This is a genomic window from Streptomyces kebangsaanensis (assembly GCF_001906585.1).
Taxonomy (GTDB): Bacteria; Actinomycetota; Actinomycetes; order Streptomycetales; family Streptomycetaceae; genus Streptomyces; species Streptomyces kebangsaanensis.
The window spans coordinates 3,890-15,844 of the sequence record NZ_JUJA01000091.1 but is presented as its reverse complement, the minus strand read 5'-3'; the positions used below and the strand labels follow the sequence as shown (position 1 = coordinate 15,844).

Genomic DNA, 11,955 nt, shown 5'->3' with positions numbered 1-11,955 from the left:
CGCGGGCCGGCCTGCGCGGCTCCGGCTGGGGGGCGGGCGGCGCGTACCTCTGGGGCTGAGGGGCGTACTGCTGGGGCTGCTGGGGCTGCCGCCGCGGACGGCCGTGGCCGGGCTGCGGCTGGGGAGGCTGCTGCCGCGGCTGCGGGCGCGGCGCCGGCCGCGGCTGCTGCTGCGGCCGGGCCACCTGCCGCTGGGGGCGCCGGCGCAGCGGGTCCTCGCTCGGGTCCAGGTACTGGACCTGCGTCTGCTCGTTGCGGTCGCGGGCGGCGCGCAGCTGGGACTGCCAGGGGTGCGGCTGCTCGGGCTGCCCGTCCTGTCCCTGCGGACCGGCGCCCGGCGGGCCCTGGGGCATCGGCGGCATCACGCGCGTGGAGTCGGCGGCGCCGTGCTGGGGCAGCACGGTGGTCGGGTCGGCCGCGCCGGGCACACCGCCCGGCCCGCCGCTGTGCGGCAGGACGCTGGTCGCGGCGTTCGGGTCGTACGACGCCGCGCCCTGCGGCAGCACCTGGGTGGGGTCGGCGGCACCGGGCACGTCCGGCGCGGGCACGCTCGCGGGCGCCGGATCGGGCGCCAGGAGCGCCGCGACGCCCCCCGCGGCGGCGATCTGCGCGGCGCTCGCGTGCACCCCGACGCCCTCGGCGACGACGCGCAGCCCGCGCGCGAGGTTCTCGGCGCTGGGCCTCGTGTCCGGGTTCTTGTCCAGGCAGCGCTCGATGACCGTCCACAGCGGGTCGGGAACTGTGGACGGGCGGCGCGGCTCGGCGCTCAGGTGCTGGTGCAGCACCTCCAGCGCCGATCCGCCCGAGAACGGCGGGCGGCCGGTGACCAGCTCGTACAGCAGGATGCCGGCGCCGTAGATGTCGACGGCGGAGGTCTGCGGACGGCCCTCGGCCGACTCGGGCGCGACGTACGCGGGCGTGCCGACGAACTCGTGGGTGCGGGTCAGACCGGGTGAGTCGGCGAGGCGCGCGATGCCGAAGTCGGTGAGCATCGGGTGCATCCCGTCGCCGTCCTGCTTGAGCAGTACGTTGGCCGGCTTCAGGTCGCGGTGGACCACCCCGTCGGCGTGGCTGGCGGCGAGCGCGTCGGCGATCTGGGCGGTGAGCAGCGCGGCGGCCACGGGCGTGAAGGGGCCGTTCTCGCGCAGGTGGCGGTGCAGGTCGGGGCCGTCGACGAGGTCCATGACCAGCGCCAGCAGGTCTCCCTCGACCACCAGGTCGCGCACCCGGACGATGTTCGGATGGGTCAGCCGGAGCAGCACGGACCGCTCCCGCAGGAACCGCATCACGACGTCGGCGTCGTTCGCCAGCTCCTCCTTGAGGACCTTGATGGCGACGGTCTCGCCGGGCTGGCCGGCGACGGCCGCCTCGGACCCCGCGGTCTCTCGCTGGCGGGCTCGCCAGACGGTCCCGGTGGCACCGCGTCCGAGCGGCTCCTCCAGGAGGTATTTGCTGCCTACCGGCCGCACGTCATGCGCTCCCTGTCGCTTGCTTGCCTGGTTCCCGCGCCCCGGGGGCGCCTCGCGGGTGTTCCGACCCACTCTAGTGCCGCCCCGTGCGGTGCCGGGCGGTTGTGCCGCCGCGCCCGGCACCGCCTCCCGGGCCTCGGCGACTCCTTCCGAGGCGACGTACGCACGGGGTGCCGCGCGTGTTCGACGGAAAGACGCTCGGCCCGGTCGGTTGGTTGCCGTATGCGGGCGCGACCGGTCCCGAGCGGGCACCGGGCGAACATTCGCCGGGCACTGGTCAGGCATTTTTGGGGACAGAGCCGACCAATCAAGATCACTTGCCGGTGGGTGGCGGGCGCGCTGTCGGCGGCAGGTGCGAGGATGCCTCCCAGAACTGGCCGACGTGCTCGTGCGGTGGGGGGATGTCCGCGGTGGGGGACCGCGGGGCGGCTTCGTCCCCCGCCGGTCGCGGGCGCCCGCGCAGAAGGGACCGCTGACGGCGATGCAGATCCGGCTGACCGTCGTAGATCCGCTGGGCCCGCCGACGGCCCGGGGCCGCGCCGTGAGCCGCGACGTGCTGGTCACGGCTCCCGCGGGGACGGCGCTGGCCGCGGTGGCGTCGGCGCTGGCCGCGGCGGTCGCCGGTGAGGGGGGCCCGGGGTCCGAGCGGGGCGGCCGGGAGCGGGGTGCGTCGGGCGGCCGGGAGCCCGGAGCGGGCCCCGTGGTGCTGTACGCCGGAGTGGAGCGGCTGGACGCCCAGCGCTGCACGCTCGGCGAGCCCCCGCTGCTCGACGGCGCGGTGCTGTCCCTGGGCGCCCCCGCCGACCCCGAGCCTCACCCCGAGCTGGACGACGCCCCGACCCAGCTGCACGTGGTCGCGGGACCGGACGCGGGCGGGGTCCACCTGCTGCACGGCGGGCAGATCACCGTGGGCCGCTCCGCCGACGCCGACGTCCCGCTGGACGACCCCGACGTCTCCCGCGTGCACTGCGCGGTGACGGTCGGCCCCGACGGCCGCGTCTCGGTCGCCGACCCGGGCTCCACCAACGGCACGGTGCTGGAGGGCAGGCGCGTCGGCTCCCGCCCGGTCCGCTTCGCTCCGGGCGCGCTGCTGCGCATCGGCGAGTCCGTCCTGCGCCTGACGCCGTCCGGCGGACCGGGCGCCCGCATACGCACGACGCCCGACGGCGAGGGCCATGTACGGGTCCCCTCCGGCAGCGCCCCGCTCCCGGCCGGCGCGGCCGACGACGCCCACGCGCGCGTGGAGGACGGCGTCGACGGTGCGGGTGCGGCACACGCACGCGTACCGGGCGAGGCGGTCGGCGCGGCCACGACCCGCGGTACGGGCACGATGGCGGCGCCCGGAGGGGCGCCCGCGCCCCACGCGCTGGGAACCTGGCAGCCCGGTCCCGGCCGGCCCCCGGCGGTCCCCGCACAGGCCCACGCGCCACGGATCGAGAGCGGCGACGGCGCCCACGTCGACGAGACCCCCGCGGGACGGCCCGGGACGGGCGGACACGCCGGAGCCCCCACCGCGGACGGCACGAGCGGCCGCGGGGGAACGCCCCCGCGGGGCACGGACGTACCGCAGGTCCTGCGCAGGCGCGGCGGGCTCGGCGCCTGGGCGCGGTGGCTGGCCGGCGGCCGCGCCGAGCAGGCGGCGGACCGGCACGGGCCGTACGGCGGCACCGCCGGCGCGCCCGCGCAGGACCCGCCCACCCCGTACGCCGCACAGCGGCAGCCGGAGACCTGGCCGGACCCGGCGGCGCTGCTGCTGACTGCGCTGGGCCCGGGACCGCGGCTCTGGGAGCGCGGGCCGGGGCACCCCGAGGCGCTCACGGTGCGGCTGGGCACGGCCGACCGGCCCGCCCCCGACGGCTCGGGGCTGCTGCCCGCGGTCCCGGTCACCGCCGACCTGCGCGAGGTGGGAGCGCTGGGCCTGGCCGGACCGCGCGCCCGTCTGTCCGGGCTCGCGCGCGCGGTGCTGGCCCAGCTCGCCGCGGCGCACTCCCCCGACACGCTCGAGATCGTCCTGCTCAGCACCGACCGCGCCCGCTCCGTGGAGGAGCGCACCGCCGAGTGGTCCTGGCTCGGCTGGCTCCCCCATGTCCGCCCGGGCCACGGACAGGACTGCCGCCTCCTCCTCGCCTACGACCCCGAACAGGCCGCCGCCCGCACCGACGAACTCCTGCGGCGCCTGGAGGACCACCCGGGCGCCGCTCCCACCGCCGGCGGCCCGCGTGCGGCCGACACGCGCGCGGACGCCCGCAGGCCCTCCTGGGTACGGGACGGGGGCCCGGCCGGCGAGGGGGGCTTCGCGGGGCCGTACACCGTGGTGGTCGTGGACGGCGAGCCGGGCGGCGCCGCGGTGTGCGAGGCGGTGGCCCGCCTGGCGCAGGAGGGACCCCGGGCCGGCATCCACGTCGTGTGTCTCGCCGAGGCGCCGCCCGCCTCGCCCGCGTCCCCGGTGACGGACACCTACGAGACGGCGTGCGCGGTGTCGCCGGTGTTCCGTGAGTGCGGAGCCGTGGCCCTGCTCAGCGGCGACGTGGCGACGGCCCTGCGGCTGATGCGCGTCGCGGCCCGTCCGGCGGCCGACGGACCGGACGCCGGCGCGGCCGCCCACCCCCCGGCGGCGGGGACCCCGCTGCCCACCCCCGTGGCCCCCGGCACCGTCGCCGTCGTCGACGCCGTGTCCTCCGCGTGGGCCGAGCGGTTCGCACGGGCCCTGGCCCCCCTGCGGACGGACGGGCCCGCCGGAGACCGCCTCGCCCGGATGTCGGCGCCGCTGCCGCTGTCGGCGCGGCTGCTGGACGAGCTGGGGCTGGCCCGGGCCACTCCGGCGTCGCTGCAGGCGCGCTGGGCGGACGCGGCCGACGACACCGCGGTCCTCGGCGGGCGGGCCTGGACGATACTCGGCGCCGGTTCGCGCGGGCCGGTCTGCGCCGATCTCGTGGCCGACGGACCGCATCTGCTGGTCGAGGGTCCGGCGGGCAGCGGCCGTACGGAGCTGCTGCGCTCCGTCGTCGCCTCGCTCGCCGCCGCCGAGCGCCCCGACCGCCTCGGCATCGTGCTGGTGGACGGCCGGGACGGCGCCGGCTCGGGCGGCGGCGGCCACGGCGACGGTCTGCGGGTCTGTACGGACGTGCCGCACGTGACCACCCACCTCGCCGCCAACGACCCGGTCCGCATGCGGGAGTTCGCGCAGTCGCTGAGCGCGGAGCTGAAGCGCCGGGCCGAACTGCTGGGGAGGTCCGACTTCGCCGAGTGGCACACCCGACGCGCGGTGTCCGGCCGTATCGTCGCCCAGCGCACGGCGACGGCCCGCGGCACGTCCGGGCCGCGGCGCACCGACGCGGAACCAACCGGCGCGGGACCGGCCGGAGCGAGCGGTGTCGGCGCGGTCGGCGCGGGACCGGTCTCCGCGGGCGCGGCCGATCTCGACACCCCGCCCAGCTCCACCCTGCGGCTGCGGCCCGGCGCGGCCCGGCGGCAGGCGGAGGCCGGTCCGCCGTTGCCCCGGCTGGTGGTGGTCGTCGACGACCTGGACGCCCTGGTCTCGCCCTCGCTCGGTTCGCCCGGACGGCCCTCGGCCGGTTCCGTGATACGCGCGCTGGAGGCGGTGGCCCGGGAGGGCGAGCGGCTCGGCGTCCACCTGGTCGCGGCCACCACGCCCGGCGGCCGTACGGCACAGACCGAACCGGCGCGCCGGGCCGCGCTGCGGGTCACGCTGGACGCACCGGCCCCGGGCCCCGACGAGCCGGCACCCGGACGCGGGCGGCTGGCCTTCGCGGACGGCCGGGTGACGGCGTTCCAGGGCGGTCGCGTCACGGGCCGTATCCCCCGGACGGCGACCCAGCGCCCGACGGTGGTCCCCCTGGACTGGCAGCGCATGGGCGACCCGCCGGCCCGGCGCTCGGTGCGGGAGCTGGGCAACGGGCCGACGGATCTGGCCCTGCTGGCCAGCGCGTTGGAGCGGGCGGCGCGGGAAGTGTCCGCGGCGGAGGTCCCCTCGTTGCTCTGACCCCCCTCCCGGCTGAAGCGGGGGGATTCCCGGTTCACGTCGCCCGCGGGCCCGGCGGACCGTCGGGTCTCGCACGATCGACACCGGCCGGGACGGGGCGTCCTCGGAGGTTCCCGGTGATCGAGAGCTGACACCGAGTCACGACGTGGTCACGATCGCCCGCTTGACAGCGTGGGCGCTCTTGCCGACTCCACGGCCCCGGCGTAGACCGGACCGCACGGGACAGTGCTCGGACGTTCGACGAGGAACGGAGAACGGGGCAGTCATGCGCAGCACGAGCAGCATCATCCGGACACGCCGCACCGCCAGGACCGCCAGGACCGCCAGGACCGCCAGGACCGCCAGGACCGCCAGAACCGTGGCAGCCGTCGCCGCGGGGGCACTGGCGCTCTCCCTCACCGCGTGCGGCGGCACGAGCGGCGACAAGAAGAGCGGCAACGACCGGAGCAGCGGCGGCGGGGGCGCGGAAACCGCCACCGTCACCCTTCCCCGGCTGAACGGCGCGAAGCTGGAGGTCGCCGCCGTCTGGACCGGCGGCGAGCAGGCGAACTTCAAGAAGGTCCTCGCGGAGTTCGAGAAGCGCACGGGCGCCAAGGTCACCTTCGTGCCCGCCCAGGACCCGATCATCAACTTCCTCGGTTCGAAGGTCGCGGGCGGCCGGCCGCCGGACGTGGCGCTGCTCCCGCAGCCGGGCGCCATCAGGCAGGCCGTGGAGAAGAAGTGGGCCAAGCCGCTGGGCCCCGGGGCCCGGGAGCAGCTCGCCGAGAACTACTCGCGGGGCTGGCAGGACATCGGCAAGGTCGACGGCAAGCAGTACGGCGCCTACTACAAGGCCGCCAACAAGTCGCTGATCTGGTACAACGCGAAGGTCTTCGAGAACGCGGGCGCAGCTGAGCCGAAGACCTGGAAGGACCTGCTGACCACCGCGCAGCAGGTCTACGACTCCGGTGTCACCCCGTTCTCGGTGGGCGGCGCCGACGGCTGGACCCTCACCGACTGGTTCGAGAACGTCTACCTCTCCCAGGCGGGTCCGGAGAAGTACGACCAGCTCGCCCAGCACAGGATCAAGTGGACGGACCCGTCCGTCGGGGACGCGCTCACCACGCTCGCCCGGATCTGGTCCAAGAAGGACTACCTCGCGGGCGGCCCGAACGGCGCGCTGCAGACCGAGTTCCCGACCTCCGTCACCCAGACCTTCACCGGCGGCGACCAGCCGAAGGCCGGCATGGTCTACGAGGGCGACTTCGTGCAGGTCAACATCGGTGAGACCAAGGCCAAGGTGGGCACGGATGCCAAGGTGTTCCCCTTCCCGGCCGTGGGCGACACCGCGCCGGTGGTCTCCGGCGGCGACGCGGCGGTGATCCTGAAGGACTCCGAGGCGGCGCAGGCGCTGGTCACCTTCCTGGCCTCGCCGGACGCGGCGACGATCCAGGCGAAGCTCGGCGGCTACCTCTCCCCGAACAGGAACGTGCCGGACTCGGCGTATCCGAACGAGGTGCAGCGCACGATCGCCCGGGCCCTGATCGACTCGGGCGACGACTTCCGCTTCGACATGTCCGACCAGGCCCCGCAGGCCTTCGGCGGCACGCCCGGCAAGGGCGAGTGGAAGGCCCTGCAGGACTTCCTGAAGAACCCGGGCGACGTCGCGGGCACCCAGGCGAAGCTGGAGAAGGACGCGGCGGCGGCGTACGGCGGCGGGAGCTGATCCGGCCATGACGTCGGCCACGGCGGCGGGAGCCTCACCGGCCCCCGCCGCGCCCCGTACGCGCAAGAGCGTGACCGGCACCCGCAAGACCGTGGCGGCCCTCTTCCTGCTGCCCGCCCTGGTGCTGCTCGGCGCGCTCGTGGTCTACCCCATCGGGTACTCGGTCGTCCGCAGCTTCTACAGCTCCTCGGGCGACGAATTCGCCGGATTCGACAACTACCGTGCCCTGTTCACCGACGACGGCATCCGCACCGCGCTGAAGAACAACGTCATCTGGGTGGTGTTCGCGCCCACGGTCGCCACCGCGCTCGGTCTGGTCTTCGCCGTGCTGACCGAACGGGTGCGCTGGGGAACGGCGTTCAAGCTGGTCGTCTTCATGCCGATGGCGATCTCCATGCTGGCGGCCGGGATCATCTTCCGGCTGGTGTACGACCAGGACCCGGACAAGGGCGTCGCCAACGCGGTGTGGGTCGGGGTGCACGACACCTTCGCCCAGTCCTCGGCGTTCCCGAAGGCGCACCCGGGCCGGAACTCGCCGCTCGAACCGGACCGGGGCGGTTTCATCACCTCGGCCACCGTCCGGGCCGGCCAGACGGTGAGCCTCCCGCTCGTCGGCGTCGCCCCCGACCAGATGCCGAAGAGCGCGAAGAAGGCCGTGCGGGTGGAGCCGGAGCCGGGGAAGATCACTGGCACGACCTGGCAGGACTTCACCCGCGGCAAGGGCGTCGGGAGGCTCGGCGAGGTCGACCCGTCCGAGCTCGGCTACGCCGGGATGCGCATCGAGGCGGTCAAGGACGGCAGGGTGGTGGCGTCGGCCGAGGCCGCCGGCGACGGCACGTTCACGCTGCCCGCGCAGGCCGACGGCGCCCGGCTGCGGCTTCCCGCGGCCAACTTCAAGGCGCCGTACAACGGCGTGGACTGGCTCGGCCCGTCGCTGGTCACCCCGGCCGTCATCGGGTCGTACGTGTGGATGTGGGCCGGGTTCGCGATGGTGCTGATCGCGGCCGGACTCGCGGGCGTGCCCCGGGAGCTGCTGGAGGCCGCCCGGGTCGACGGCGCCAACGAGTGGCAGGTGTTCCGGAAGGTCACGGTGCCGCTGCTGGCCCCGGTGCTCGCGGTCGTCGCGGTCACACTGATGATCAATGTGCTGAAGATCTTCGACCTGGTCTACATCATCGCCCCGGGCTCCTCCCAGGACGACGCCAACGTGCTCGCCCTGGAGCTGTACCGCAAGGGCTTCTCCGAGGGCCGGCCGGGCATCGCCAGCGCCATCGCGGTGTTCCTGTTGCTGCTGGTCGTCCCGGTGATGCTGTTCAACATGCGCAGGCTGCGGCGGGAGGTGCGGCGATGACGGCACAAGCCCGGAGCCTGACGGAGGCGGCGCCCGTCCCCGAGGTGGTGAAGGCACGGCAGTCCCTGGGTTCCCGCCTCGCGGAGGCGGTCAGCGGCGGCGTCATGAGGGTCTTCCTGATCGTGGTGGGCCTGTTCTGGCTGGTCCCGACGATCGGTCTGCTGCTGTCGTCGCTGCGCGCGCCGCAGGACATGAGCACGAGCGGCTGGTGGACCGTGTTCGGCAAGCCCTCGCAGCTGACCTTCGACAGCTACCGGAGGCTGCTGGAGAACGGTGACATCACCGACTCCCTGCTGAACACCGTCCTGATCACGGTCCCGGCGACGGTCCTGGTGGTCGTGGTCGGCTCGCTGGCGGGTTACGCGTTCGCGTGGATGGAGTTCCCCGGGCGCGACTGGTGGTTCCTGGCCGTGGTGGGTCTGCTGGTCGTGCCCGTACAGGTCGCCCTCATCCCGATCGCCGAACTGTTCGGAAAGGTCGGCCTGTTCGGCACGGTCTTCGGGGTGATCCTGTTCCACACGGGCTTCGGTCTGCCCTTCGCGGTGTTCCTGCTGCGGAACTTCTTCGCGGAGATCCCCCGCGAGCTGCTGGAGGCGGCCCGTCTGGACGGCGCCGGTGAACTGCGGCTGTTCGCCCGCGTGGTGATGCCGCTGGGCGGGCCCGCGATCGCGAGCCTGGCCATCTTCCAGTTCCTGTGGGTCTGGAACGACATGCTGGTCGCGCTGGTGTTCACCAAGTCCGGTACGCAGCCGATCACGGTCGCCCTGCAGACGCAGGTACGCCAGTTCGGCAACAACATCGACGTACTGGCACCCGGCGCGTTCATCTCCATGGTGATCCCGCTGGCCGTGTTCTTCGCCTTCCAGCGGCAGTTCGTGTCCGGTGTGATGGCGGGCGCGGTCAAGTGACCGCGGTTCCACCGAGGGGGCGGGCCGTCACCGGTCCGCCCCTCCGCCGTCACTCGGACGCTTTGAACTCCTTTTGTTTTTCAGGGAGTCCACGTGCACTCCGGCATGTGACGCGGAACCCGGTCACTCGATGACGAGTTCGACCGGGATGTTGCCCCGGGTGGCGTTGGAGTACGGGCAGACCTGGTGGGCCTGCTCGACCAGCTTGCGGCCGGTGGCCTCGTCGACGGAGTCGGGCAGCTCGACGCGCAGGGTGACGGCGAGCGCGAAGCCCTCGCCCTGCTTGCCGATGCCGACCTCGCCGGTGACCGCGGCGTCGCCGACGTCCACCCCGGCCCGGCGGCCGACGAGGCCGAGGGCGCTGGCGAAGCAGGCGGCGTAGCCGGCGGCGAACAGCTGCTCGGGGTTGGTGCCCTGCCCGTTGCCGCCCATCTCCACCGGGAGGCCCAACTGCAGGTCGAGGCGGCCGTCGGAACTGACGGCGCGGCCCTCGCGGCCGTGGGTGGCGGTGGCGACGGCGGTGTAGAGCGCGTCCATGAGGACCATCCCTCTCGAGGAGTCGTGTTACTGCCCGCACACCAGTAGAGCACGCAATTAAGTTGCGCGCAATTAAATAGTGCGCCAGAGCTACCCTGGCGGTATGACTACCGAGGTTCCGCAGGGCGCCGCCGCGCAGGACGCGGAATGGCTGCGTCTGGACCGCCAGATCTGCTTCTCGCTGCACGCAGCCTCGCGCGCCTTCAACGGCGTCTACCGCGTGGTCCTCAAGGAGCTCGGGCTGACCTACCCGCAGTACCTGGTGATGCTGGTCCTGTGGGAGCACGGCGAGACCCCCGTGAAGAAGCTCGGCGAACACCTGCGCCTGGACTCCGGCACCCTGTCCCCGCTGCTCAAGCGCCTGGAGGCGGCCGGTCTGGTGCGCCGTGAACGCAGCATGCGCGACGAGCGCTCGGTGGAGGTCCGCCCGACCGAACAGGGCACGGCGCTGCGCGCCCGCGCCCTCCGGATACCCCGCCGCATCATGGCGGCCACCGGCCTCACCCTCGAGGAGGTCCACGAGCTCCACACCCGCCTCGACCGCCTCACCACGGCTCTCGACACGGCCGCCCTGGAGGAGACACCGGGCTGCGAGTGACACGCGGCGTGTCCGCCACCGCGGTACCGTCTCCCGGCCGACTGCGGCGCCCGGGAAAATTGATCGGGTCGGACGGGGAACCCGGGTTCGAGTCTCACCGTCTATCGCACGGGAGACCAAGTCCCTCTTAAGCGGAGATTACCGACCACACCTACTATTCCCGGCCGTGGATTCCATGCACCCGCATCAGACCCCCCACGTCAGCGTCGTCGTGATCGGCTACAACGACGTCGCCCACATAGCCGACGCCGTGCGCTCGGCCCTCACACAGGGACCCGCCGTCAGCGAGGTCGTCGCCGTCGACGACTGCTCGACGGACGGCACCTTCGAACTGCTCGGCCGCCTCGCCGAATCCGAACCGAGAGTGCGGGTCGTCCGGCGCGAGGAGAACAGCGGCGGCTGCGGCACCCCGCGCAACACCGGCCTCGACGCGGTGACGTCGCCGTACGTGATGTTCCTCGACAGCGACGACGTACTGCCGCCGGGCGCCGTGGACGCGCTGCTCGGCGCCGCCCGGGAGGAGCACGCGGAGGTCGCGGGCGGCCTGTGCGTGCGCCGTGAGCTGCCCTCCGGGCGCGAAGTGCCGTGGCAGGCGCCGCTCTACAAGGAGGCCGCCGTCCTCACCCGCCCCTCCCAGCTCCCGCGCCTCGTGCACGACACCCTGTGCGTCAACAAGCTGTACCGCACCGACTTCCTGCGCGAGCACGCCATCCGCTTCCCCGAGGGCCGCTTCCGCTACGAGGACTTCGTGTTCACCGCGCGCGTGCTGGCCGCCGGACCGCGCATCGCCCTCGTCCCGGACCGGGTGTACGTGTGGAACGTGCGCCGGTCCGCCGAGAACCTGTCGATCTCGCTGGACCGCGCGACCATCGACAACTGGCGGGAGCGCATCGAGGCGAGCCGGACGGCGTACGAGATCCTGCTGAACACCGGCTGGAAGGAGCTCGCACGGGCCGCGCGCGCCAAGTTCCTCGACCATGAACTGCGCATGTACGCCCGCGAGCTGGGCCTGCGCGACGCGGAGTACCGGCGCGCGTGGTGGACGCACGCCCGCGCGTACCTCGGCGAGTACGACGCGGCCGACTGGGCGGTCAACCCGACGTCACCCGGCCGCCTCCTCGGACGGGTGATTCTGGCCTCGCCCGAACCGCGCGACCTGCCACGCCTGAGGGAACTCGCCGCCCGCCCGGCCCGGCTGTGCCCGCCGTACGCACGGGACAAGGACGGCACACCGGTCTGGGCGGAGGATCTGCCCCGGATCACGCTGGAGCCCTACCTGACCCTGCCGGTGCGCCTCCTGCCCCTCGCCGTGGACGCGGAACTGCGCCCACGCGCGCGTGGCAGCCTGCTGCGGCTGCGCCTGCACGAGCTGTACGGCAGGGTGG

The 11,955-nt window shown here is 74.2% G+C and carries 7 protein-coding genes and 1 pseudogene; 6 read left to right on the top strand and 2 right to left on the bottom strand.

Annotated features, from left to right (window positions below; translation table 11 throughout):
- Window positions 1–1,468, bottom strand: a 1,468-nt coding sequence (locus tag RH94_RS13720) for a serine/threonine-protein kinase (protein ID WP_324614265.1), incomplete at its 3' end; no start/stop codon positions are given.
- Between the two features lie 481 nt (window positions 1,469–1,949).
- On the opposite strand from RH94_RS13720, the gene RH94_RS13715 reads away from it, so the two are divergent.
- The 4 genes from RH94_RS13715 (at window position 1,950) to RH94_RS13700 (ending at window position 9,435) form a co-directional block, all read left to right on the top strand.
- The gene (locus tag RH94_RS13715; protein WP_073947892.1) at window positions 1,950–5,471 is read left to right on the top strand and encodes an FHA domain-containing protein; all 3,522 of its coding nucleotides are present in this window, start codon (window positions 1,950–1,952) and stop codon (window positions 5,469–5,471) included.
- Window positions 5,472–5,736: 265 nt separating this feature from the next.
- On the top strand, window positions 5,737–7,176 hold the full coding sequence (locus RH94_RS13710; RefSeq protein ID WP_073947891.1) for an ABC transporter substrate-binding protein: 1,440 nt from the start codon (window positions 5,737–5,739) through the stop codon (window positions 7,174–7,176).
- 7 nt (window positions 7,177–7,183) lie between these two features.
- Complete coding sequence (locus RH94_RS13705; RefSeq protein WP_234425746.1) at window positions 7,184–8,527, top strand: carbohydrate ABC transporter permease; 1,344 nt, start codon at window positions 7,184–7,186, stop codon at window positions 8,525–8,527.
- On the top strand, window positions 8,524–9,435 hold the full coding sequence (locus tag RH94_RS13700) for a carbohydrate ABC transporter permease (RefSeq protein ID WP_073947890.1): 912 nt from the start codon (window positions 8,524–8,526) through the stop codon (window positions 9,433–9,435). The genes RH94_RS13705 and RH94_RS13700 overlap by 4 nt, the downstream gene beginning before the upstream one ends.
- Window positions 9,436–9,558: 123 nt before the next feature.
- Here the strand turns inward: RH94_RS13700 and RH94_RS13695 are convergent, their stop codons facing one another.
- Window positions 9,559–9,972, bottom strand: a complete 414-nt coding sequence (locus RH94_RS13695) for an organic hydroperoxide resistance protein (RefSeq protein WP_073947894.1) — start codon at window positions 9,970–9,972, stop codon at window positions 9,559–9,561.
- 103 nt (window positions 9,973–10,075) lie between these two features.
- Between RH94_RS13695 and RH94_RS13690 the strand changes: the two genes are divergently transcribed.
- On the top strand, window positions 10,076–10,570 hold the full coding sequence (locus RH94_RS13690) for a MarR family winged helix-turn-helix transcriptional regulator (protein ID WP_073947889.1): 495 nt from the start codon (window positions 10,076–10,078) through the stop codon (window positions 10,568–10,570).
- 175 nt (window positions 10,571–10,745) lie between these two features.
- A pseudogene (locus tag RH94_RS13685) lies at window positions 10,746–11,955 on the top strand (glycosyltransferase family 2 protein); the annotation flags it as partial.